The sequence below is a fragment of the Microbispora sp. H10830 genome, from assembly GCF_014161375.1.
Lineage (GTDB): Bacteria > Actinomycetota > Actinomycetes > Streptosporangiales > Streptosporangiaceae > Microbispora > Microbispora catharanthi.
The window spans coordinates 1-21,609 of record NZ_JABBWX010000030.1; the positions used below are offsets into that span (position 1 = coordinate 1).

25 protein-coding genes are annotated in these 21,609 nt (G+C 70.4%); 8 read left to right on the forward strand and 17 right to left on the reverse strand.

The features are described 5' to 3' along the window. On the forward strand, nt 1-224 hold a 224-nt coding region (locus tag HHX35_RS40785; protein ID WP_396781842.1), incomplete at its 5' end, for a sensor histidine kinase. A 152-nt stretch (nt 225-376) separates the two neighbouring features. Here HHX35_RS40785 and HHX35_RS40790 read toward each other — a convergent pair. The 4 genes from HHX35_RS40790 to HHX35_RS40805 form a co-directional block, all read right to left on the reverse strand. Beyond that, nucleotides 377-1,018 (reverse strand): response regulator transcription factor, encoded by a 642-nt coding sequence (locus HHX35_RS40790; RefSeq protein WP_182903956.1) that lies wholly within the window; start codon nt 1,016-1,018, stop codon nt 377-379. A gap of 50 nt (nt 1,019-1,068) precedes the next feature. After that, on the reverse strand, nt 1,069-3,705 hold the full coding sequence (gene adhE / locus HHX35_RS40795; RefSeq protein WP_182903957.1) for a bifunctional acetaldehyde-CoA/alcohol dehydrogenase: 2,637 nt from the start codon (nt 3,703-3,705) through the stop codon (nt 1,069-1,071). A 104-nt stretch (nt 3,706-3,809) separates the two neighbouring features. Further along, on the reverse strand, nt 3,810-4,445 hold the full coding sequence (locus tag HHX35_RS40800; RefSeq protein WP_182903958.1) for a DUF2218 domain-containing protein: 636 nt from the start codon (nt 4,443-4,445) through the stop codon (nt 3,810-3,812). 73 nt (nt 4,446-4,518) lie between these two features. Next, nucleotides 4,519-5,166, reverse strand: coding sequence for a bifunctional 2-polyprenyl-6-hydroxyphenol methylase/3-demethylubiquinol 3-O-methyltransferase UbiG (locus tag HHX35_RS40805; RefSeq protein ID WP_182903959.1), 648 nt, complete (start codon nt 5,164-5,166; stop codon nt 4,519-4,521). Nucleotides 5,167-5,301: 135 nt separating this feature from the next. Between HHX35_RS40805 and HHX35_RS40810 the strand changes: the two genes are divergently transcribed. After that, complete coding sequence (locus HHX35_RS40810; protein ID WP_182903960.1) at nt 5,302-5,889, forward strand: TetR/AcrR family transcriptional regulator; 588 nt, start codon at nt 5,302-5,304, stop codon at nt 5,887-5,889. Nucleotides 5,890-5,950: 61 nt separating this feature from the next. Here HHX35_RS40810 and HHX35_RS40815 read toward each other — a convergent pair whose 3' ends face one another. Beyond that, entirely contained in the window at nt 5,951-6,175 is a 225-nt protein-coding gene (locus tag HHX35_RS40815) for a hypothetical protein (RefSeq protein WP_182904003.1), read from the reverse strand. A gap of 263 nt (nt 6,176-6,438) precedes the next feature. On the opposite strand from HHX35_RS40815, the gene HHX35_RS40820 reads away from it, so the two are divergent. Continuing rightward, the gene (locus tag HHX35_RS40820; RefSeq protein ID WP_182903961.1) at nt 6,439-6,885 is read left to right on the forward strand and encodes a lamin tail domain-containing protein; all 447 of its coding nucleotides are present in this window, start codon (nt 6,439-6,441) and stop codon (nt 6,883-6,885) included. A gap of 29 nt (nt 6,886-6,914) precedes the next feature. On the opposite strand, the gene HHX35_RS40825 is transcribed toward HHX35_RS40820, so the two are convergent. Further along, nucleotides 6,915-7,100 carry a BlaI/MecI/CopY family transcriptional regulator gene (locus tag HHX35_RS40825; RefSeq protein WP_259405865.1) on the reverse strand — a complete coding sequence of 62 codons (186 nt, stop codon included), beginning with the start codon at nt 7,098-7,100 and terminating at the stop codon, nt 6,915-6,917. Between the two features lie 163 nt (nt 7,101-7,263). Here HHX35_RS40825 and HHX35_RS40830 point away from each other — a divergent pair, with 163 nt between their 5' ends. Both HHX35_RS40830 and HHX35_RS40835 read left to right on the forward strand, forming a co-directional pair. Further along, nucleotides 7,264-7,683, forward strand: coding sequence for a DUF6153 family protein (locus HHX35_RS40830; protein WP_182903962.1), 420 nt, complete (start codon nt 7,264-7,266; stop codon nt 7,681-7,683). A gap of 75 nt (nt 7,684-7,758) precedes the next feature. Beyond that, entirely contained in the window at nt 7,759-8,379 is a 621-nt protein-coding gene (locus tag HHX35_RS40835; RefSeq protein ID WP_182903963.1) for a DUF305 domain-containing protein, read from the forward strand. Nucleotides 8,380-8,467: 88 nt separating this feature from the next. Here the strand turns inward: HHX35_RS40835 and HHX35_RS40840 are convergent, their stop codons facing one another. Beyond that, entirely contained in the window at nt 8,468-9,025 is a 558-nt protein-coding gene (locus HHX35_RS40840) for a DoxX family membrane protein (protein WP_182903964.1), read from the reverse strand. Nucleotides 9,026-9,080: 55 nt separating this feature from the next. Further along, entirely contained in the window at nt 9,081-9,974 is an 894-nt protein-coding gene (locus HHX35_RS40845) for a rubrerythrin family protein (RefSeq protein WP_220506479.1), read from the reverse strand. Nucleotides 9,975-10,426: 452 nt separating this feature from the next. On the opposite strand from HHX35_RS40845, the gene HHX35_RS40850 reads away from it, so the two are divergent. Further along, entirely contained in the window at nt 10,427-11,632 is a 1,206-nt protein-coding gene (locus tag HHX35_RS40850; RefSeq protein WP_220506480.1) for an MFS transporter, read from the forward strand. 87 nt (nt 11,633-11,719) lie between these two features. On the opposite strand, the gene HHX35_RS42930 is transcribed toward HHX35_RS40850, so the two are convergent. Next, entirely contained in the window at nt 11,720-12,229 is a 510-nt protein-coding gene (locus HHX35_RS42930; protein WP_220506481.1) for a TetR/AcrR family transcriptional regulator, read from the reverse strand. 278 nt (nt 12,230-12,507) lie between these two features. Here HHX35_RS42930 and HHX35_RS40865 point away from each other — a divergent pair, with 278 nt between their 5' ends. Together HHX35_RS40865 and HHX35_RS40870 are read left to right on the forward strand one after the other, a co-directional pair. Then, nucleotides 12,508-13,086, forward strand: a complete 579-nt coding sequence (locus tag HHX35_RS40865) for a class I SAM-dependent methyltransferase (protein ID WP_220506482.1) — start codon at nt 12,508-12,510, stop codon at nt 13,084-13,086. 357 nt (nt 13,087-13,443) lie between these two features. Continuing rightward, entirely contained in the window at nt 13,444-15,618 is a 2,175-nt protein-coding gene (locus HHX35_RS40870) for a heavy metal translocating P-type ATPase (protein ID WP_259405867.1), read from the forward strand. Here HHX35_RS40870 and HHX35_RS40875 read toward each other — a convergent pair. The 8 genes from HHX35_RS40875 to HHX35_RS40910 form a co-directional block, all read right to left on the reverse strand. Beyond that, entirely contained in the window at nt 15,597-16,526 is a 930-nt protein-coding gene (locus HHX35_RS40875) for a sulfite exporter TauE/SafE family protein (RefSeq protein WP_182903967.1), read from the reverse strand. The genes HHX35_RS40870 and HHX35_RS40875 overlap by 22 nt on opposite strands. Nucleotides 16,527-16,544: 18 nt before the next feature. Next, entirely contained in the window at nt 16,545-17,132 is a 588-nt protein-coding gene (locus tag HHX35_RS40880; protein ID WP_182903968.1) for a rhodanese-like domain-containing protein, read from the reverse strand. A 34-nt stretch (nt 17,133-17,166) separates the two neighbouring features. Then, the gene (locus tag HHX35_RS40885) at nt 17,167-18,507 is read right to left on the reverse strand and encodes a rhodanese-like domain-containing protein (RefSeq protein ID WP_182903969.1); all 1,341 of its coding nucleotides are present in this window, start codon (nt 18,505-18,507) and stop codon (nt 17,167-17,169) included. A gap of 208 nt (nt 18,508-18,715) precedes the next feature. Beyond that, nucleotides 18,716-18,979, reverse strand: a complete 264-nt coding sequence (locus HHX35_RS40890; RefSeq protein ID WP_142566192.1) for a metal-sensitive transcriptional regulator — start codon at nt 18,977-18,979, stop codon at nt 18,716-18,718. Between the two features lie 251 nt (nt 18,980-19,230). Further along, a complete protein-coding gene (locus HHX35_RS40895) occupies nt 19,231-20,241 on the reverse strand; it encodes a sigma-70 family RNA polymerase sigma factor (protein ID WP_182903970.1) in 1,011 nt (336 codons plus the stop codon). Between the two features lie 11 nt (nt 20,242-20,252). After that, nucleotides 20,253-20,441 carry a hypothetical protein gene (locus tag HHX35_RS40900; protein WP_139574171.1) on the reverse strand — a complete coding sequence of 63 codons (189 nt, stop codon included), beginning with the start codon at nt 20,439-20,441 and terminating at the stop codon, nt 20,253-20,255. A 76-nt stretch (nt 20,442-20,517) separates the two neighbouring features. Next, a complete protein-coding gene (locus HHX35_RS40905) occupies nt 20,518-21,255 on the reverse strand; it encodes a DUF899 domain-containing protein (RefSeq protein ID WP_182903971.1) in 738 nt (245 codons plus the stop codon). 26 nt (nt 21,256-21,281) lie between these two features. Further along, on the reverse strand, nt 21,282-21,587 hold the full coding sequence (locus HHX35_RS40910) for a hypothetical protein (RefSeq protein WP_182903972.1): 306 nt from the start codon (nt 21,585-21,587) through the stop codon (nt 21,282-21,284). Nucleotides 21,588-21,609 lie beyond the last annotated feature (22 nt).

Consider the following 21,609-nt stretch of genomic DNA (forward strand, 5'->3'; position numbering starts at 1 on the left):
TCGTCCGCCACGCCAAGGCCACCCGCGCCGACGTCGCCGTCCACGCCGGGGACGGACGGCTGACCCTCGTGGTGGAGGACAACGGCGTCGGCATCCCGGCCGAGGGCCGCCGCAGCGGCCTGCGCAACCTCGCCGACCGCGCCGAACGACTCGGCGGCGCCCTCACCCTCACCTCCCCCGAGGCCGGCGGCGCCCGTCTGGAGTGGAGCGTCCCGCTGGGCTGATCAGCTCGTGCCGCGTGAGGACGCCGCCGCCTCCGCCGGCTGCGGTACGTCTCCTGATCCGTCTGCCGAGCCGCAGCCTCGGGCGTCCGCACATGACAATGGGCGAGACGTGCCGCGGCGACGGTGACATCGCTCGGCACGTCCGCTTGATGTCACTGCTGGTGTTCGGCCTTGAGGCGGGCGGCGAGCGCGGCGGCCTGGGTGCGGCGCTGCATGTCGAGCTTGCTCAGCAGGTTGGACACGTAGTTCTTGACCGTCTTCTCGGCCAGGAACATCCGCTCGCCGATCTGGCGGTTGGTCAGGCCCTCGCCGATCAGCTCCAGGATCTGCCGCTCCTGGTCCGACAGCGCGGCAAGCGGGTCCTTCTTCGTGGCCTGGTCGCGCAGCCGGTGCAGCATCGCGGCCGTGGTCTGCGGGTCGAGCAGCGACTGCCCGCCGGCCACCGTGCGCACCGCGCCGACCAGGTCAGAGCCGTGGATCTGCTTGAGCACATACCCGGCCGCCCCGGCCATGACCGCGTTGAACAGCGCCTCGTCGTCGGCGTAGGAGGTCAGCATCAGGCAGGCCAGGCCGGGCAGCTTCGAGCGCACCTCACGGCAGACGTCCACCCCGCTGCCGTCGGGCAGGCGCACGTCGAGCACCGCCACATCCGGCTTCAGCGCGGGGATGCGGGCCACGGCCGACTCGGCCGTCCCCGCCTCGCCGACGACCTCGATGTCGTCCTCGGCGTCCAGCAACGCCGCCACACCACGCCGCACGACCTCGTGGTCGTCCACCAGGAACACCCGAATCATGCCTCATAAGGTAGACCCTCGCGGTGTACGCACACACGGGAGACGGACGGCTACTCCGGGGAACGCCCGTAGTAGGCGGCCCGCATCAGCGCCTGCATGTCCTCCAGCATCGGCATCCGGGGATTGGCCGGCGCGCACTGGTCCTCGTACGCGTTGAGCGCCTGCTGTGGGAGTGCGTCGACGAACGCCTTCTCGTCTACGCCGACGTCCTGGAAGGACCGCTCGATCCCGACCGCGTCGCGCAGCCGCTCGACGGCCGCGGCGAGCGATTCGACCCCCTCCGCCGGCGTGGCCGCGGGCAGGCCCAGCATCTGGGCGATCTCCTGGAACCGCTCGGGGGCGCGGTAGTCCTCATACTTGGGCCAGCCGGACAGCTTCGACGGGACGGTGCCGTTGTAGCGGATCACGTGCGGCAGCAGGATGGCGTTCGTGCGCCCGTGGGCCACGTGGAAGGTGGCGCCGAGCGTGTGGGACATGGCGTGCACGATCCCGAGGAAGGCGTTGCCGAAGGCCATGCCGGCGATCGTGCCGGCGTTGTGCATCTTCTCCCTGGCCTCCGGGTCGGCGGCGCCGCGGGTGACCGCGCGCTCCAGATACCGGAAGATGATCCTGACGGCGTGCAGGGCAGGGCCGTCGGTGAAGTCGTTGGCGTACACCGACACGTACGACTCGATGGCGTGGGTGAGAGCGTCGAAGCCGCTGTCGGCGGTGACCACCCGGGGCAGGTCGGCGGCGAGGACCGGGTCCACGATCGCGATGCTCGGGGTCAGCGCGTAGTCGGCCAGCGGATACTTCTTGCCCGTCACGGTGTCGGTGATCACGGCGAACGGCGTGACCTCCGCGCCCGTGCCCGAGGTGGTCGGCACGCACACGAGGCGGGCGCGCTCGCCCAGGGCCGGGAAGCGGAAGGCGCGCTTGCGGACGTCGAAGAACTTTTCCTTCATGTCCGCGAAGACGACCTCGGGGTGCTCGTAGCGCAGCCACATGACCTTGGCCGCGTCCATCACCGAGCCGCCGCCGAGGGCGACGATGACGTCGGGTCGGAAGGCGCGCATGAGGTCGGCGCCCTTGTCGACGGTCGCCACGCTCGGCTCGGGCTCCACGTCATCGATGATCTGCAGGGCCACCCGCTCGCCGCGCCGCCGCAGCACGTCGGTGACACGGTCGACGTACCCCAGCCGGGTCATCACGGCGTCGGTGACGATCGTGACGCGGTGCACGTCCGGCATGTCCGCCAGGTAGCGGATCGCGTTCGGCTCGAAGTAGATCTTCGGCGGCACCTTGAACCACTGGAGGTTGTTGTTGCGCCGCCCGATCCGCTTGACGTTGATCAGGTTGACGGCCGAGACGTTGTTCGACACCGAGTTGTGCCCGTAGCTGCCGCAGCCCAGGGTCAGCGAGGGCAGGAACGCGTTGTACATGTCGCCGATGCCGCCCTGGGAGGCGGGCGCGTTCCAGATCACCCGTACGGCCTTCACCCGCGTGCCGTACGTCTCGGCGAGGGCGGCGTCCTCGGTGTGGATGACGGCGCTGTGCCCGAGGCCGTCGAACTCGACCATGCGCTCGGCGAGGACCATGCCCTCCTCGCGGGTGCGGGCCCGCAGCACGGCGAGCACCGGGCACAGCTTCTCCCTGGTCAGCGGCTCGTTCGGGCCGACCTCGTCCACCGGGACGAGGATCAGGGAGGTGTCCGGCGGCACGGCGAACCCGGCCTGCTCGGCGATCCAGTGCGGAGTCCGCCCGACGACGTCGGGATTGAGCCTGGCCTCGGAGCAGGAGGCGCCGTGTGCCGTCACCCCGAACACGAACTCCTCCAGCTTCGCCTTCTCCTCCGGCGTGGCGACGTGGGCGTGCAGCCGGGCGAACTCGCCCAGCGCGGCGTCGTAGATCTCCTCGTCGAGGATGACGGCCTGCTCGGAGGCGCAGATCATGCCGTTGTCGAACGTCTTGGACAGCACGACGTCGTGCACGGCCCGGCGCAGCTTCGCCGTCCGCTCGATGTAGGCGGGGACGTTGCCCGCCCCCACGCCCAGCGCCGGCTTGCCCGCAGAGTACGCGGCTCTCACCATGGCGTTCCCGCCGGTGGCGAGGATGACCGACACGCCCTCGTGCCGCATCAGCGCGCCGGTCGCCTCCAGCGAGGGTTCCTCGATCCACTGGACGCAGTGCTCGGGCGCGCCGGCGGCGACGGCGGCGTCGCGGACGATCCTCGCCGCCTCGGCGCTGCAGCGCTGGGCCGCCGGGTGGAACGCGAACACGATGGGATTGCGGGTCTTCAACGCCAGCAGGGCCTTGAAGATCGTGGTCGAGGTGGGGTTGGTGACCGGCGTGACGCCGCAGACCACCCCGACGGGATCGGCGATCTCGACGATGCCGTTGATCTCGTCGCGGGACACCACGCCGACCGTCTTGAGGTCGGCCATGCTGTGGGTCACGTGCTCGCAGGCGAAGATGTTCTTGACCGCCTTGTCCTCGAACAGGCCGCGGCCGGTCTCCTCGACCGCCAGGCGGGCGAGCGCGGCGTGCCGGTCCAGCGCGGCGACGGACGCCTTCTTGACGATGTGGTCGACCTGCTCCTGGGTGAAGGACTCGTACTCCGTCAGTGCCTTCAGCGCGCCGGTCACCAGCGTGTCGATCGCGGCGTGCACGTCGGCGGGCAGGGCGGCTCCGGTCGGGGAGTCGGTCATCTGGATCACCTCGTGGGGCTCGGTCGGCCGGATTGTCACCTTCATCCTTCCGATGCCGGCGCGCCCGCACCGCTGCGCAAGGGCCCCGCCCCCAAGGACCAAGGTCATCGATTCGGCGGTCGCCGGCCGGGCATGGCAGCCTTGCGGTGGCGGACTCGGAGGCGAGCCCACGTGATCAGCGCGATTTTCAGCGCGACAAGCGCTACGGCGATGTCGACGGCAGCGGCGGTCCAGCGTGATTCCGCTATGACCGTGCCGGCCACGCCGACGTGCAGACCGATGAGAAGGACCACGGCCAGCGCGAGGACCACAGCCTGGCGGCCGGACCGTAAAAGCCCTCGCCGTGACTTCGATGTCACCGCACCGGTGTGCCGGAAGAGGGCGCCCGGGGTCTCCTGCCGCAGCCAGGTCACCGTCAATGGGTCCCGTCGGCTGAACCGCTCGAAGTCGCGGGTGATGATGTCGCGCATCTGAGTCAGGCCCTCCTCGCCGGGTGCGTCGATGCGAACCGTGAGGGTGCCTGCGTCGGCGGTGAGCGTACATGCGCCCCATGGTGAGAAGGTGACGGTTCCGCTGGTGTCCGACCACTCGGCGGCCACCCGCACCTCGCGGCGGGCCTCCGGTCCGTGCGGATGTAGCCGGGCGGTGTGGCCGCCGCCCATGGCGGCTGCGTGCCTGCAGAACTGGGCGAGGTAGCGCCCGGCCCGTTCGGTCTGAATCTGAGCGTGCAAGGTCGGCATCGGGGAACTTTCTTGCTCGTCTGTCGTGGAGGGATCCGGCTGATCGCGTGGGAGGTGCCGCAACGGGCGAGGATCAGGTCCGGGTGAGGGCGATGAGCCACGCCGGGATGCCGTCCTCGTCGCTGAGGCTGTCGAGGGTGGTCTCCTCGATCGAGTCCACGCGCCAGTCTTCGGTGAAGCAGGCGGTGACGTCCTCGCGCACCAGGTGGCGCGGTCCCGAGTCGCTCCGCGGGCCCCGGAAGCACAGGACGAAGTAGCGGCCACCGGACGGCACCACCGCCCGCAGCCCCTGTAGGTAGGCGAGGCGGTCCTGTTCGTCGTTTATGACGTGGACCAGCAGCCCGCTGTCCAGCACGGTGTCGAAGGACTCCCCGAGCTCGGCCAGCCGTCTGACATCGTGACGGAGGAACCGGGCGTTCAGACCCCGCTCGTGTGCCTTGCGTTCCGCGGCGTCGATCGCGGCGGCGGCGATGTCGACGCCGGTGGCGTCGAGGCCGATGTCCGCGCACATCAGCACGTGTTCGCCGGTCCCGCAGCCGACGTCGAGGACTCGGCCCGAGACGGCGCCGGACGCGGCGAGAGCGAGGAACGCCGGCTGGGGGCGGCCGATGTCCCATCGCGGCCCACGAGCGTAGATCTCTTCCCAGTTCGGGTGCTCGGTGTCCAGGTCGTGTGTGGCGCCGGCGGCGTCGTGGTGCCGGCCGGTGGTCGCGTTCCGCATGGCGGTGTCCGTTCCTTTTCGAGATGACCGCCCGCGGGTGTCGGGGAGGTCGTGGCGGGATCGACTTTTATCGATACACATTGTCTACGGCAGTTTCAGTATGTCGCGCAAGAGGACAGCCTGTATGATCTGGACGTGCCCAAGCTGTGGACCGAGACGATCGACGCGCATCGCGCAGCGGTTCGGGATGCCGCCTTGAACGCCATGGCGGCGCTGGTGGCTGAGCGCGGGCTGGTCTCGCTGACGATGTCGCAGATCGCCGAACGCGCCGGCGTCGGGCGCGCGACGCTGTACAAGTACTTCCCCGACGCCCAGGCCGTCCTCACCGCATGGCACGAACGCCAGATCAACGCACATCTCGACCGGCTCACCGCGGCGGCCGAGCCGGCCGAGCCGGCCGTCGTACGCCTGCGGGCCGCGCTGCGGGCCTTCGCGGAGATCCAGCACCACTCGGCGCGCCACCATGGCGGCGAGCTCGCCGCGCTGCTGCATCGCAGCGAACACGTCGACCGCGCGCGGCAGCGGCTACAGGAGTTCGTGGAGAACCTGATCGCCGAGGCCGCCCAGGACGGGGATGTCCGTGACGACGTGGCGGCCGGGGAACTGGCCGGTTACTGCCTGCACGCCCTCACCGCGGCCGGCACGGTCGACAGCCTTGACGCGGTCCACCGCCTGGTCGCCGTCACCATGGCCGGACTGGACGCGCAGGCTCCTCGGCCGTGATCCGTCGGCACAGCCGGGCGGCGGAAGCGGCGAGTGCGCTCGTGGCGTAGGTGGGCTGGCCTCACTTCGGGGCGGTGCCGACGCTCCTCGACACGACCGCGTGCGCGATGCGTTCCTGCTGCTCGATCTGCGCTCGCAGCTGCCCGAGGTCGTCGGCATCGACAGTGCGGAAGGCGCCTGCCATCTCGGCTGCGCGGTCGAACGCGCGCTCGCGGGTCGCCCAGAGCCGTCCGGTATCACTCCGCAGGATCCGCCAACCAGAGTGGACATGGGATTCGGGGAGCATGTTCACGGCGTAAGCACTATCTGGTCATGATCACGAATCGCCGCGGGCAGGTGGAGTTTTCTCCCCCGGACGGCCTCAACGGCGGCCACGGGAGATAAATCCACACCGAGTAGAAGATCTCTATAACCGAGCGGCTGGGCCTCTCTCGATGTCCTCCTGTGAGACTTCGCATGCTTCCTGGGGTTCCAGGTAGTGAGCCGAGGCAACCATCCAGCAGCGTCACTCGTCCTCACTCCTGTCATTCACCTTGTCAGGAGTCCCCCATGCGAACTCGTCTCCTGGTGCCGGCCGCGGTCTCGGTCGGCGCTCTACTCGTCGCTTCTCCGCCCGCGCTCGCGGCCGGCCCGGCGATCCAGATCACAAAGATCTACTACGACAGTCCCGGCAAGGACACCCGCTCGAACACGAGCCTGAACGCCGAATACGTGTGGATCAAAAACACGTCGAGCAAGACGGTCGCCGTCACCGGATGGACGCTCGCCGACGCCTCCCGCCACCGCTACACCTTCCCCGCGTTCTCCATCCCCGCCGGGAAGACCATCACCATCCGCACGGGCTCGGGCAAGAGCGGCACCAGCACCCGCTACTGGGGAATGGGCAACTACGTGTGGAACAACGACAGGGACACCGCCTCCCTGCGCAACGCCGGCGGCAAGCTCATCGACTCCTGCTCGTACAACTCCACCAAGGTCAGCTACAAGATCTGCTGACGAGGCTCGCCCCGCAGGATGGGCGGAGATCAGCTCGGGGGCACGATTTTCAACGCCTGCCGAAGCGCCTCCGCCTCCGCGGGGGTCAGCTCGGCGAGGAAGTGCACGAACGCCGCCGCCTGATTGTTGCTCGTCGCCAGCCCTCCGCGCATCAAACGCGCCGTGTACGCCTCGCGCGAGGCCACAGCCTCGTAACTGTAGGCGCGACCCTCCAACCGGCGGCGCAGCCGACGGGATCAGGGGGCCTCTCCCCGGCAGCTCCTACGACCTCACGGCCGGCCTCCATCACGATCACTAGCACGGGTAGTAGTGAGTGCTTGGGAAGGCATTGCGAGGCGATCCGGGAAGCGCGCGTATCCGTGGGTAATGTGTCCCACTGTGACCACGGGCGGTGCGGCGCGCAGGCTCGCTCCATTGAGCGGGCTGCTCCTGCTTGCCGCCGTCCTGTGCGGTCTACTGGCCATGCACGGACTGCAGCCCTCGCCTGGGCCCCTCCCCACTCCGAGCGTTCTGGCCCTGCACTCCGCTCAGACCGGTGACTCGGCGATGCCGATGGCGGGGCCCCACGACCGGCACGGCGACGGACCCGGCTCTCCCCACCCTGGGCATGGTGGCGGCCAGGTCTGTCTCGCCCTCCTCCTGGCCGGGTCGGTCCTACTACTTTTCCTCGTCATGGTGGCTGCCGGCCGCATCTTCGCCCCGCCGATCCGGCTGTTCCTGCAGGCGCTCCTCCCCCGCGGGCCGACCGCCCGCCCCCGAGGGCCGACTCTCGCGCAACTCTGTGTGATCCGGGTGTAGAAGGCGCACTCGACGGTCTGCCTGCCGTCGAGCTCCAGCGACCTGCCTGCGCCTACACACGGAGAGTGTTCATCCATGAAGCGTCTTGCCATTCCCGCCGCCCTGCTCTCGGCCGGTCTGCTCGTCAGTGCCTGCGGCTCCACGGAGACCGCCACCGGCGACATGTCCGCCACTTCGTCGATGTCCGCCACGCCTGCCGAATCGCCGGCTCCTGCCACCAGCTCGGCCGCGGACCACAACGACCGGGACATCTGGTTCGCACAGATGATGATCCCGCACCACCGCCAGGCCCTTGACATGGCGAAGCTGGCCGAAGACCGCGCCGGCAGCGGCAAGGTCAAGGAGCTGGCCAAGCGGATCGAGGCCGCCCAGGATCCCGAGATCCAGACGATGACCGGCTGGCTCGAAAGCTGGGGCGTTCAGGCTCCCGGCGAGGACGGCATGCCGATGGACCATATGGACCACGGCATGCCCGGCATGATGTCCGGCGAGGACATGAAGAAGCTCGAAGGCCTCAAGGGCGCCGCATTCGACAAGGCGTTCCTGACAATGATGATCCAGCACCACGAGGGCGCCATCACCATGGCCGAGGAGGAGCGGGGAGCCGGCGTCTACGAACCGGCCAAGCAGATGGCCGACTCCATCATGACCAGCCAGTCCGCGGAGATCAGCACCATGAAGAAGCTCCTGCGGTAGGACATTCCCGGTGGGTGGGCGACGAGTCCCTGTCGCCCACCCGAGCCTCGGATGAGCGCCGGCGCGTGGTCGGCCGCTGCGCGGCCTCTCATCTGAGGAACGGGTAGCGCCGGACCAGCGCCGTGTTCCCCCACCACCTGCCGAATCCGAGGGTGTCCCCGGCGTTCACCAGGGCCAGTCCCACTATCACGAGTGCGTAGACGAGGCGATAGTCCATGAACGGGTTGTGCTCGGGCGGCAGCTCGGCCGCCCACATGAGAAGCAGCAGCAACCCGCCCAACACCGCCGTCAGGCGCAATCCGACCCCCAGGATCAGCGCCGCTCCGACGCCCAGCAGGCCGAGCATGAACAGCCAGTCCGCCCATGCGTGCCCGGCCAGGGGAGAGAACACCGCACCCAGGGGCTTCCTCGCTGTGCCCTTGAGGTACCCCGTCGTCGGGCTCGCTCCCCCGACCCAGGCACGGCCGGCGGGAGTGCCGAACCCCCAGCCGAAGGTCTTGTCCAGGAACGCCCAGAGAAACACCCAGCCGATCGAGATCCGGACCAGCGCCCAGATGTAGTCGCTCGGACGAGTGGCCGCACCACCCGCACCGTGCTCGGCGACGTGGCCGGCCGCGGCGCCGCCCCTGTGTCCAGAACCGGCCATCACCACCGCCCCTGAGGAGTGTTACCGAGGAGTCCCGCCTCCACAGCGTGGAGTGTCAGCTCGACGTGGGGCACTGCTTGCCGAGCTTGGACACTTGGCCGGAGAAGGCCTTCGCGTGCTTCAACTCGTCTTTCGCGGTGCCGTTGAGCACAGCGGCCGCCTCGGTGTCACCGGCCGCCGAGGCCTGGCGGGCGTAATCGGGATACATCTGCGTACCCTCGTACGTCTCCCCCTTGATCGTCGCGCACAGGTTGGTCCCGGTGTCGCGCACCGCGCCGGCGAGATTCGCGTGCTCGGCGAAGTGCTCGGTGCGCTCGACGGCGGCCGTTCGGTGGAACAGCCGGGCCAGTCTCGGTTGCCCGGTCTCCCGTGCCTTGTCTCCGTACAGCGTGTATTTGGCATAGGCGAAGGCCTCGCCCTTCATCGCCGTCCGCAGGTTCTCCAGCGTCCGGGAGGAGGAAACCTTGGGTGCCCCGGCCTGGATTTCCACCGGCTTGGCCCGCACGTCGGTCGGGATCGTCGCTCCGGACGACGGGTCGGTGATGGCCTTCTGCGCCTGGAGGAACTTCTCTCGGTGCTTGGCCTCGTCCTGGCCGACTTCCGAGAAGAGCCTGGCGGCCTCCTGGTCACCGTCCGCCTTGGCCTGCTCGGCGAACTTCTTGTACATCGTCGTCGCCTCGTAGGACTCACCGCTGGTGCTGTCGCGTAGGTTCGCCGCGTTGTCGCCGACCTGGCCGATCAGCTTCGCCTGCTCGGTGAGGTGTTCACGCAGTTCCGTGTGCGCGGTGCGCCGGTACAGCGCGGCGACGTCGGGCAGGTTCTCCTTGTCGGCCTGCTTCGCGTACGCGCGGTAGGTGACGTTCGCTAACGCCTCGCCCTTCATGGAATTGGTGACGTTGGTACGCGTGGACGGGTCTACATCGTCCGAACGAGGAGCGGAGGCGGCCATCGCGCTCCCGGCTCCTACAGAGAGAAGGGCGACCGTCCCCGCGGTCGTAAGACAGAATCTCCAGCAGACGAGACCTCGGGTTCTCATGCGACCCCCCGATGTGCGTTCGGTGCGGCACAAGCAGAGTGGTTTCCTGCCCAGCCGAAGTTCCGACGGATTGACGCGTCCTCTGACCGTGGTACCCCCACGCGTCAGCCGAACCTCCCGAAGAACATTGGGCTAGGGCGGGATTGGGCAAAGTGGCAACGCCTCCGGCAGGGGCCTGCGCCGGGGTGATCGCCCGCGCACGGCGGCCGAAAGCTCTACGTCGCCGGCCACTTCGGCCTGTTCCAGGTCAGAGCGACGGACATCGCCGTCAATCGCGGGACCAGCCTCATGGTGTGTGCCGATGCCTGCGAGTATTGCGCGGAGCGCGTGTTCACCGCCCTGCATCGGACAAGGCAGGAGGCCCTATGACCTCGGCGGAGCAGACCTCAGCGAAGATTGCGCAGGCCGCACCGCGGCGGCAGATGTGGCCGCTGTACGCGGCGGGGTTCACCACCGCGTTCGGGGCTCACGGCATCGCCGCCAACCTTGGAGGCTTCTCCGAAGACGCGGTCACCTCGTTGATGGTGCTGGGGGGCCTGCTGGCCCTGTACGACGGAGCCGAGGTGCTGCTCAAGCCGTTGTTCGGCACGCTGGCGGACCGAGTCGGCGCCCGTCCGGTGCTGCTCGGCGGGCTGGCCGCCTTCGCCGTCGCATCGGCGGTGTACGTCCTGGCGGGCAGCCCTGCCTGGTTGTGGGCGGCCCGCCTGGGTCAGGGCGCTGCCGCGTCCGCGTTCTCCCCCGCGGCCTCCGCGCTGGTCGCCCGGCTGAATCCGGCGACCGGGCACGGCCGGGCGTTCGGCTCCTACGGCTTCTACAAGTCCATCGGCTACACCCTCGGCCCCCTGCTTGGCGGGGCACTGGTGTGGGCGGGAGGACTGCGGGTGCTGTTCGGCGTGCTGGCTGTGCTGGGCGCGGCGGTCGCCGTGTGGGGAGCGCTCACGGTGTCGGCCGTGCCTCCACTGCCCAAGGCCCGGCAGACGGTGCTGGACCTGGCCCGCCGGGTGGTCGACCCGGCCTTCCTGGTCCCGACGGCGGCGCTGGCCGCGGCGACCGCCGCGCTGTCGGCAGCGGTCGGCTTCCTTCCCGTTTCCGGCACGGCGGCCGGGCTGGGCACGGTGGCCACCGGCGCCGCGGTGTCGGTGCTCGCCGGCTGCGCCGCCCTCGTCCAGCCCAGGGCCGGGCGTGCACTGGACGCCGGGCGCATCACCTCGCGTGGCGGCATCACCGCAGGACTGCTGCTCACGGCAGCGGGCCTGGGATGCGCGCTGCTGCCGGGCCTGGCCGGTGTGCTGTGTGCCGCCGCGTTGATCGGTGCAGGAACAGGCCTGATCACTCCACTCGGCTTCGCCGCCCTGGCCGCCGCCACCCCCGTCGAACGGCTCGGCCAGACCATGGGCGCCGCCGAACTGGGGCGCGAACTCGGCGACGCGGGCGGCCCGCTGCTGGTCGGTGCCGTCGCCACCCTCGCCACCCTCACCTACGGCTACGCCGCGCTCGCCCTCCTGCTGGTCCTCGGCTCGGTGCTCATCCATCTCGCGTCGCGCCGCAGCACGGCGGCGCAGCCGGCGTAGTAGCCGCAGCACGCCGGCGCCGTTGACGGCACTGTCGGCGCCGATGCGCTCCAGTGCACGACACGGGTCCATCGCCCGTGCTTTGGCTCACCGCCTGAAGGCGGTTTCCACACCCGGTGTCACCACAGCGCGAAACGCCGCGTCCATCTCGGCCGGTGTGGCGGTCGACTCGCCGTCGGCCCACTTGCGCAGCAGCGCCATGAACGCCCCGACGACGCAGGTGACCATCAGGTCGAGCGAGTCCGGTGGTGTGCTTCGCGAAGGGAACGCTGCCAGCAACTCGTCACGTACGACCGTGGCCAGGATTTGCTCTCCGCGCGCCATCACGGCGCTGCCCCCGCGGCGCCCGAGCAGCGCTCGCGCCAGCCGGCGCTGCTCATGAAGGTGCTCGAACATCGGCAGGCTGAAGGCGAACAGCGGGCCCGGCCTGGACGCGGGAGCGAGACGGAGAAGGCTGGAGAGCTCTTCGAGGTTGCTGAACAGCACATCCTGTTTGTCCGTGAAGTGCGCGTAGAAGGTCGAGCGGCCGACGTTGGCGCGGTTGATGAGATCAGTGACGGTCACCGCCTCATAGCCCTTCTCCAGAATCAGCTCCACCAATGCCTGCTGAACGGCCTTCCGAGTGCGCTGCACCCGGCGATCGGAGCTCCCCCGCCGCGAGTTTCCGAACACGTCCCCCACCTCTGTCCAGTACGGCACAGCTCAACGAATTTGCTTGTTGACCATGCTGTGCCGGCGAATCGATCATTTATAACCGAACACATTGTTTCGAAACAAGAAGGAGAAGCCCTATGGGCAGGGGAAAGTTGCTGCATAGTCACTCGAAACACAGTGACGGTGGTGGCACCATCAACCATCCGCGGGGTTATGAGGTTTTGGCCGAGCTCGGTTTCGCCGGGCGCCGTCGCAGCGTTTTCACCCGCCTGGCCGCGTTGTCCGGCGCGGGGCCGAGCCATCGGATTCTGGACGTCGGCTGCGGCACCGGCTACCTGACCCGGATGTTGGCTCCTCTCGTGGGCCCCGAGGGGCGGGTGACCGGCGTTGACCCGTCACTTCCGATGATCGAGCACGCCCGCCGTCGCTCACCTGACAACTGCTCCTATCAGGTGGGCGAGGGGCAGGCGCTGCCCTTCCCCGACGCCTCGTTCGACATCGTGGTCTCCAGCTTCGCCGTTCACCACATGCCCGTCTCCGCCCGCGGCACCGCCGTGAGGGAGATCTTCCGCGTCCTGCGACCGGGTGGGCGACTGCTGATCGCCGAGTTCCGCCCGCCGGTCAACCCCCTCGCCGCCCGTCTGGTCGGGATACTGGCCGGCCCCGCGATGCGGCCCACCATGCCGGAACTGCTCGACGATCTGGTCCCCGGTGCCGGTCTCCGCGTCGAGAGCACAGGCACCGTGGGGCCGGTGCTGTACTACGTCAACGCCGTCCGTCCGCCCGAAACCCGTTCCTGAAATACCCCGCTGTTTCACCTGTCGGACAGATCGTCCGCCGAAGCACTGAGCACGGCGCCCGGCCTGGGCACACCACCACGGGGTCGTCGGACAGGCAATCGCCCTTCTCCACCGCTGACCGGTCGACAGTGACGATTTGGGGTCGTTCGGCTCTATCGGTCGTCAGGGCAGGGCGGTCGTATGGAGGGCAGCACTCTCATCGTCTCGTCATTGTGGAGGCGCGACATGCTGCGCTCTCTTGGTGCCGTGGGTGGTCGGTGGCGTGAGCCGGTGTTCCTGGCAGCGACCGGTGGCGCGCTGGTCGGCGGAGGTGTGGCCTGGTTGGCCGGAGCTACGGCTGTCGCGGACGGATTCTGGATGGCGGGGACCGCGGTGGCCATCGTGCCCGCGGTGGTGTGGGTGGTCGCCGCACTGCGGAAGGGACGGGCGGGCGTCGATGTGATCGCGGCGCTGGCGCTGGCCGGGACCCTGGCGGTCGGGGAATACCTGGCGGGGGCTTTGATCGCGGTGATGCTGGCCACCGGGCGGGCGCTGGACGCGGCGGCGGAGCGTCGGGCATCGCGTGACCTGCGTGCGCTGCTGGAGCGTGCGCCGCGCTCTGCTCGCCGCCGAAGCGGCGATGAGGTGGTCGTCGTCGCCCTGACGGATGTGCGGGCGAAAGACGTGGTGGTGGTCGGCCCGGGCGAGGTGGTGCCGGTGGACGGCCGGGTGCTCACCGGGCCGGCGATGCTGGATGAGGCCGCGCTGACCGGGGAGTCCACCCTGATCGAACGCGGTGTCGGCGAGGCGGTCCGCAGCGGGGTGGTCAACGCCGGCGGTGCGATCGACATCGAGGCGACGGCTACCGCCGAGGACAGCACGTACGCGCAGATCGTCCGGCTGGCCGAGCAGGCAGGTGCGCAGCGGGCGCCGGTGGTGCGGCTGGCCGAGCGGTACGCCGCCTGGTTCCTGCCGCTGTCGCTGGGAGTCGCCGGGGCGGCGTATCTGATCAGCGGTTCTGCGGTGCGGGCGGTGGCGGTCTTGGTGGTGGCGACCCCGTGCCCGCTGCTGCTGGCCGCTCCGGTCGCGATCGTCTCGGGATTGTCGCGGGCGGCGCGCCAGGGCGTCATCGTCCGGGACGGTGGGGCGCTGGAGCGGCTGGGGCGGGCTCGCACTCTGCTGCTGGACAAAACAGGCACGTTGACTACGGGCCGTCCGCGGGTTCTGCAGGTCGCCGCGGCTCCCGGCCGGACACCGTCGGAGGTGCTGCGGCTCGCGGCGTCACTCGACCAGATGTCGGCTCACGTGCTGGCTGAGGCGATCGTCGGGGAAGCGCGGGCCCGCGGCTTGGCGCTGTCGGCGCCGCGGGAGGTGACCGAGGAGCCCGGCCGCGGAGCGTCCGGCGTCGTGGACGGGCGGCGCGTGAGCGTGGGCAAGACCGTGATACCGCTCGAGGCCCGTCCCGGCTGGGCTCGCGCGGCTGACAACCGGGCCGCCTTGGACGGCGCCGCCGTCGCCTGGCTCACCGTCGACGACGCGTTGAGTGGTGCGATCTTGCTGCTGGACCCGTTGCGTCACGACGCTCCCCGTACGCTGCGGCGGCTGCGCTCGGCGGGAATCGGCCGCCTGCTGATGCTGACGGGCGATCGCGCCGAGCCCGCCCGGGAGGTGGCCGCGGTGGTCGGGCTGGACGAGGTACGGGCCGAGCAGTTGCCCGCCGACAAGGTCGCCGCGGTCAGAGCGGAAACCTCGCGGGCGGTGACGGTCATGGTCGGCGACGGCGTCAACGACGCCCCGGCGCTGTCGGCGGCCGACGTCGGGGTGGCGATGGGAGCGCGCGGGTCCACCGCCTCCTCCGAGGCCGCCGACGTGGTGCTGGTCACCGACCGGGTGGACCGGCTCGCCGACGCCATGGAGATCGCGGTGCGCACCCGGCGTATCGCCGTGCAGTCGGCCGCGGGCGGCATGGCCATGTCGCTGGCGGCCATGGTGGCCGCGTTGCTGGGCCGGCTGCCGCCCGCGGCCGGGGCGCTGCTGCAGGAGGCGATCGACGTGGTGGTCATCGTCAACGCGTTGCGTGCCGTGCTGCCCCAGCGCGGCGCCCGGCCGGTGCTGGAGCCGGCCACCGAGGACCTGATCCGCCGCTTCGCCGCCGAGCATGACGATCTCGCCGACGTGCTGGACGCCGTACGCGATGCCGCGAGCCTGCTGGCCGTCGAGCAGGGGCCGCGCGTGCTGGGCGCCGTGCGGGAGGTCGACCGGTTGCTGACCGAGCGGCTGCTGCCGCATGAGTACGCCGAGGAGCATGAGCTCTATCCGGCGCTGGCCGCTCCCCTGGGTGGAGGAGAGGCGACCGCGACCATGAGCCGGGCCCACAGCGAGATCGATCGCCTGGCCCGCCGGATCGCCACGCACGTGAAGGTCGCCGATACCGCCGGCCGGTTGCGGCCCGAGCAACTGGAGGATCTACGAGCCTGCCTGTACGGGCTGCACTCGGTGCTGCGGCTGCATTTCGTCCAGGAAGAGGAGAACTACTTCTCCCTCGCCCCGTGACCGTCGGCGGCGCGAGGCATCAAGCCGTACCCGTAGAAAGACGGCCGGGCCGACCCGTCGCGGTGACGCCCCTTCCACAGGAGCAGGTAGGCGATCGCCGCTGTGACGGCCGCGGCGCCGGCCAGCAGCGCGGCGATGCCCCAGGCGGTGTGGAACAGCGCGGGAGGGGCCTGCTGGATGAGCACGAAACCGCCCATCACGAGGACGAACCAGCCGAATCCCGTGCGCAGGCGGTCGGCGTGGACGCGCCCCGCGAGCCATCCTCCGGCGAGACCGCCGGCGACCGCGGCCGCCGTGACGGGCAGGGCGATCGACCAGTCGACCGGGACGGTCTGCAGATAACCGGCCAGTCCGGCGAACGACTTCATCGAGATCACCACCAGGGAGGTGGCGACGGCCGTGCCCATCGGCATGCCGCCCAGCAGCACGAGCGCGGGGACGACGAGGAACCCGCCGCCGGCCCCGACCAGCCCGGTGACCAGGCCGACGACGACGCCTTCGACGACGACGTGGAGGATCGGCAGCTCCTTGTGGGCCGGGGCGGCCTCGGGCGTCCCGCGGCCGCGGATCATGGCCACAGCGGTGGCCACCATCATCAGCGCGAAGCCCGCCAGCAGCGCCACCGCGGGCAGATGCGGCCCGAGCAGGCCCCCGCCGTACGCGCCGGCCATCCCGGCCAGGCCGAAGACCAGGCCGGTCTTCCACCGGATGCGGCCGGCACGGGCGTGGCCCGCGGCGCTGACCACGCTGGTCACGCCGACGACGAACAGGGACATGGCGATCGCGGCCTTCGCCGGGACGCCCGCGACGTAGACGAGCAGGGGGACGGTCAGGATCGATCCTCCGCCGCCGAACAGGCCCAGGGTCAGGCCGACGACGACGGCGCCGGCGAGGATGAGAGCGGTCATGTCGTCGCCTCGGATCCGTCAGGCCGCGCTGCGGCCGGGGCGGCGGATACAGGCGAGGGCGGCGTCCACGTCGGCGCCCTCGCCGCGGTTGTACGGCAGGCGGGCGAGCAGCATGCCCATGGCACAGGTGTCGGTCAGCCCGGCGAAGACCAGGCCCGCGCCGACGAAGGCCCCGGCGAAGCGCATACCCGGCAGCCACAGGTCGGCCACGATGGACGCCAGCACGATGCCGCCCGCGACCAGGCGGACCTGGCGCTCCAGGCTCCACCGCTGCGCGCCGCGCACGACGGGGGCGCCGGAGGCGATCCACGCGTTCATCCCGCCGGTGAGCACGACCGCGTCGGGCAGTCCCGCGTCGCAGAGCTTCTTGTGCGCCTGGGTAGCCCGGCCGCCGGACTGGCAGATGAGCAGCATCGTGCCGCCTGCGTCGTCGACGATCCGCCGCAGGTGGGCGTCGACCTGGTCGAGCGGCAGGTTGATCGCGCCGCTGATGTGCGCGGTCTCGAACTCGGCGGGAGTCCGCACGTCCACGACCAGCACGTCCGGGTTGGAGGCGATAAGCGCGCGGGCCGTCGCGGTGTCGATGTTCGGGGATTCGGTGTTCACGGCTTCCTTCTCGTTTTCGTCGCAGGTGGGGTGGTCAGGCGGCGCGGCGGGCCCGCAGTTCGGCGGCCACGTCGGGCACGCCCGCACCGTCGAGCACCGCCGGGATGTATCCCTCGCGGATGAGCAGGGTGGCGGCGATGGCCGCGCGCCGGCCCGATCCGCAGGCCACGAGCACTGGATGGCCGCGGTCCAGCTCGGCGGGCACGCCCTCGGCCACCAGATCGGCGAGGAACCGTTCGGCGGCTCCTTCCAGGTGTGCGGCCGCGCGCTCGTTCGGCATGCGCACGTCCAGCACCTGGGCGCCGGGCTGGGCAGCTCGCGCGGTGAAGGTCGCCAGGTCCAGCCGTTCGAACGTCGCGGTCGCGGCCGGGCCGAGGTCGCGTACGACGCCGCGTACGGTGTCGATCCCGATTCGTGCGAGCTGGGTCACCGCCTCGGCCGCGTCCTGGCCCGGCTCGGCCACCAGCACGATCGGGGACCGGTACGGCAGCAGCCACCCGGCCCAGCTGCCGAAGTCGTCGCCGAGCTCGATGCCGATCGAGCCGGGCAGGAAGCCGTCCGCCTGCCTCTTGCGCGGGCGGACGTCGATCACCTGTGCGTCCTGGGGCAGGTCGCCGATGGCCAGTTCGGGTGCCGCGGTCGAGGGCATCGGCGGCACGCCGAGCGTGTTGGCGGGGCCCATGTACCGGTAGAAGGCCGGGATCGGCATGGGCGCGGCGAGCAGTTCGTCGGCCAGATGTTCGGCGTCCTCGACGGCGAGCAGGGGGTTGGACCTGATCTCCTCGCCGATCGTCGAGGTGTAGCGGCCCGCCCCGCTCGCGGAGCAGAACGACCCCTCGCCGTGCGTCGGGAACAGCCCGATCTCGGGGGGCAGCGCCGCCAGCCGGCGCAGCGAGCCGTGCTGCAGCCGGGCCAGGGTCCGGGCCCGGGCCGCGCCGAGCAGGTCGGGCCGGCCCGCCGAGGCCACCAGGAGGCTGCCGCCGGAGAACACCGCGACCGGCTCACCCTCGATGAGCACCAGGTAGCTGATGTGCTCGGGGGTGTGCCCCGGGGTGTGGATCGGTCGTAGGGACAGGCCGTCCCCGCCCTCGATGTCCTCCATGTGGAAGGCCGGGGTGTGAGGGTAGGCGGGCGCGGCGGCGGCGGGCAGGACCAGCTCGGCTCCGGTGCGCAGAGCCGCCTGCTCGCCACCCGACACGTAGTCGTTGTGCAGGTGGGTCTCCACGACGAGACGCAGCTCCACGTCACGCTCGGCCGCCGCCCGCAGGAACCGGTCGATGTCGCGCTGGGGGTCGACGAGCACCCCCTTGCCCTCGTGAGTCAGCAGGTAGGTCTGGTCACCGAGACCCGGAGTGCGGAAGGACACGATCTCCACAAGGAACACCTTTCTTCTAGATACCCCGGGGGGTATATGGCGAGCAAAAAAAGAGACCGGCGGCCAGGCGACGTAGGCGGGACGGTCGCGCGACACTTCGCCGTCCGCCACCGCCCCGTCAGGCCGTCGAACGGGATCGGCAGCTCGGAACATACCCCCGGGGGTATCCAGGGGACATGAAAAGGCGAACCTTCCCCGGAAGGGCCGCCTATGCCAGGGCCAGAAACAGCTTCTCCAGCTCGGCCACACTCATCGGAGCCTCCTCGCCCCGCTCCTGCGCAGCCTGACAGTGCCGCAGTCCGCTGGCGACCAGCTTGAACCCGGCCCGATCGAGCGCCTTGGAGACCGCGGCCAGCTGGGTCAGCACCTTGGCGCAATCCTCGCCGGCCTCGATCATCGCGATCACTCCCGCGAGCTGACCGTGTGCTCGCCGCAGCCGCGTCACCGCGTCGCCGACCATCGCCTCGTTCATCTGCACGCCTCGTTTATACCCCCGGGGGTACTCTTCGAGCAAGTCGGTGAGCCTCGGCGCGGGAGCGTCACCGCCAGGCGCGCGCGAGGCCGTCCGCCAAGCTCACCACGGACTGAAGCGCTCCGGGTCGGGTGGCGACCCTACGGGCCGGCCCCAGCCACTGGCTGGGGCCGGTGTCGAGCGTAGTAGTCGGTCTCGTGTCCGGTACGCGGGATGTGCCCGATCGCGGCGTGCAGGCGCTGGTGATTGAATCACCCCCGAGGGGCGGCGCCGTCGAGGGCCGGCGGCAGTCCGCACAGCCCGAACAGGCCGGCGTCGAGGAACGCGACGACCCGGGCGACACCGGCGGCCGTGACGGTGAGGACATGAAGGGCGTGCGCGCGGTACACGCCGTCGCCGTCGCGCGAGTAGGACCCGAACGCGGGCTGCCCGTTCACGCTCGTCGGGACCATCCGCTGCTCGCCCGCGGCCAGGACCCTGGCCCCGAGGAACCGCAGGACCGTCTCCCTCCCCGCGAACCATGTGGGGATCGGCGGCATCTCCCAGACCGCGTCGTCGGTCAGCACCCCCGCCAACACGCCGACGTCGGCGCTCTCGAACGCCGCGGCGTACCGGTCGAGCAACGCCCGCCGGGCCGGGTCGGCCGGTTCCGCGATCCCGTCCTGGGTGGGGGCGATCTGGCTGAGCTGGGCCCGGGCACGCTGCAGCGCGCTGTTGACCGCGGCGGTCGTGGTGCCGAGCAGGCCGGCGACCTCACTCGCCCGCCAGGCCAGCGCGTCGCGCAGGATCAGCACCGCCCGCTGCCGGCCGGACAGGTGCTGCAACGCCGCGATGAACCCCAGCCGCATGGTCTGCCTCGTCTCGACGATGGCGGCCGGATCGGCCTGGGCCGAGCCGAACAGCGCGTCGGGGGCGGGTTGCAGCCACGGCACCTCCGCCGACCCGTGGCGCGGCGGCTCGTCCGGGTGATCGCTCGGGCTGCCCAGGCCGGACGGCAGCGGGCGCCGGCCGTTGCCCTCCAGCGCCTTGAGGCACGCCCGGGTCGCGATGCGGTACAGCCAGGTGCGCATCGAGGAGCGCCCTTCGAAGCGGGCGTAGCCGCGCCACGCCTGCAGGTAGATCTCCTGGAGCACGTCCTCGGCGTCGTGGATCGACCCGAGCATGCGGTAGCAGTACGCCAGCAGTTCGCGCCGGAAGGGCTCGCTCCGCCGGACGAACTCCTCGTCTGACGTGCCGGCCGCCGTGGTCGCCGTCCGCGTCATCGTCCCTTCACTCATCCCATCGGCCAGAACATCGTGGCCATCGCCGCGGCCATGAGAGCGTGCGCCACATCGGAGATCCTTTCCGCGGCGCCCGGCGCCGCGCCACCTGAGCCGGGTCGCACTCCACGGATCAGGAACCACGCCGCCGTGCCCGCGAGCACGAGGATGAGCATCCACCTGAGTGTCAGGGACTCGATCATTCCGGGACTCCCGTGTTCGAGACGGACGGGTGACGCCCCCTGGCGAGGCGTCACCCAAGATGCGGTCGGCGTCTGCTCAGTGGTGATGGGCGTGGTGGGAGTGGTCCGCACCACCCTCGTACGTGTCGTGATAGGGGAACTCGTTGACGTAGCGCCGCCGGCCCAGGGGGGTCAGGTCGAGGTAGTGGTAGGTGCTCAGCATGACCTCCGCGCCCCGGCCGTACGTCGAGTAGGTGTGGAAGACGCTGTCCTCGTCGCGGACGAAGACGCTGATCCCCTGGGCGTCGCCGTGCACCGCGTACCCCAGGCCCTCCCGCTCCAGGGTCGCCTTGTCCTTGTAGTTGTACTCCACCGGCGCGACGGCCTCGTCGTTCGTGACGTGGAAGTCGTAGTTGAAGTCGCTCCCGGCCGAGGAGTACCACGGGATGGTCCACCCCATCCGCGCCTTCCACCTTTCGATCTTGGCCAGGGGCACGCGGGAGACGAGCGCGAGCGTCGTGTCACCGGCGTGCAGGTGCTCCAGTCGGCCCACGTTGTCGACCGCGAACGAGCAGCTCGGGCAGCCGTCCTCCCAGTCCTCGTTCCACATGAAGTGGTACACGAGGAGCTGACGGCGACCCTCGAACAGGTCGGCCAGGCGGGCCGTGCCGCCCGGGCCCTCGAAGACGTAGTCCTTGTCCATCCTGACCATCGGCAGCTCCTGACGCCGCGCGGTGACGGCGTCCTGCGCCCGCATGGCGTCCTTCTCCTGCTCCAGCAGCTTCAGCCGCGCCGCCAGCCACTCGTCGCGTGACGCCGTCCGTGGGAGAGTCATCGTCTTCTCCTTCTGCTCTGAATGTTTCATGACCGGAACAGGCGGTAGGAGCCGACCAGCGTGGCGCCGGCACTGACCGGCGGGACGGCCATGCGACCGGCCGCGCCGTGCTGGAACTCGGCGAAAGCCGCCGACCGCCGGAGCGGGTTGTCGTCCCCCTCGATCAGGGCGACGTGCACGAAGCCGACTCCGTCGGCCAGGCGGAACGCCCCGTAGCGCAGCCCCTCCGGGGCCGTCTCGTTCAGCTCGCGGAACACGCGCTCCACCAGCCGCTGGTTCTCCGCCGCCGCGTCGGCGCGTGTCTCGTAACGCACCACGACTGTCTCGCTCATCTGGACGACACTCCTCATCCGC

Coding starts and splice junctions, on each gene's coding strand:
- HHX35_RS40900 (WP_139574171.1), bottom strand. CDS start 20,441: ATGATCGAGTCCCTGACACTCAGGTGGATGCTCATCCTCGTGCTCGCG.
- adhE (WP_182903957.1), bottom strand. CDS start 3,705: ATGACCGACTCCCCGACCGGAGCCGCCCTGCCCGCCGACGTGCACGCC.
- HHX35_RS40870 (WP_259405867.1), top strand. CDS start 13,444: ATGGCGGGGACCGCGGTGGCCATCGTGCCCGCGGTGGTGTGGGTGGTC.
- HHX35_RS40835 (WP_182903963.1), top strand. CDS start 7,759: ATGAAGCGTCTTGCCATTCCCGCCGCCCTGCTCTCGGCCGGTCTGCTC.
- HHX35_RS40845 (WP_220506479.1), bottom strand. CDS start 9,974: ATGGCCGCCTCCGCTCCTCGTTCGGACGATGTAGACCCGTCCACGCGT.
- HHX35_RS40790 (WP_182903956.1), bottom strand. CDS start 1,018: ATGATTCGGGTGTTCCTGGTGGACGACCACGAGGTCGTGCGGCGTGGT.
- HHX35_RS40840 (WP_182903964.1), bottom strand. CDS start 9,025: ATGGCCGGTTCTGGACACAGGGGCGGCGCCGCGGCCGGCCACGTCGCC.
- HHX35_RS40820 (WP_182903961.1), top strand. CDS start 6,439: ATGCGAACTCGTCTCCTGGTGCCGGCCGCGGTCTCGGTCGGCGCTCTA.
- HHX35_RS40850 (WP_220506480.1), top strand. CDS start 10,427: ATGACCTCGGCGGAGCAGACCTCAGCGAAGATTGCGCAGGCCGCACCG.
- HHX35_RS40875 (WP_182903967.1), bottom strand. CDS start 16,526: ATGACCGCTCTCATCCTCGCCGGCGCCGTCGTCGTCGGCCTGACCCTG.
- HHX35_RS40890 (WP_142566192.1), bottom strand. CDS start 18,979: ATGAACGAGGCGATGGTCGGCGACGCGGTGACGCGGCTGCGGCGAGCA.
- HHX35_RS40895 (WP_182903970.1), bottom strand. CDS start 20,241: ATGACGCGGACGGCGACCACGGCGGCCGGCACGTCAGACGAGGAGTTC.
- HHX35_RS40905 (WP_182903971.1), bottom strand. CDS start 21,255: ATGACTCTCCCACGGACGGCGTCACGCGACGAGTGGCTGGCGGCGCGG.
- HHX35_RS40800 (WP_182903958.1), bottom strand. CDS start 4,445: ATGCCGACCTTGCACGCTCAGATTCAGACCGAACGGGCCGGGCGCTAC.
- HHX35_RS40815 (WP_182904003.1), bottom strand. CDS start 6,175: ATGCTCCCCGAATCCCATGTCCACTCTGGTTGGCGGATCCTGCGGAGT.
- HHX35_RS40805 (WP_182903959.1), bottom strand. CDS start 5,166: ATGCGGAACGCGACCACCGGCCGGCACCACGACGCCGCCGGCGCCACA.
- HHX35_RS40910 (WP_182903972.1), bottom strand. CDS start 21,587: ATGAGCGAGACAGTCGTGGTGCGTTACGAGACACGCGCCGACGCGGCG.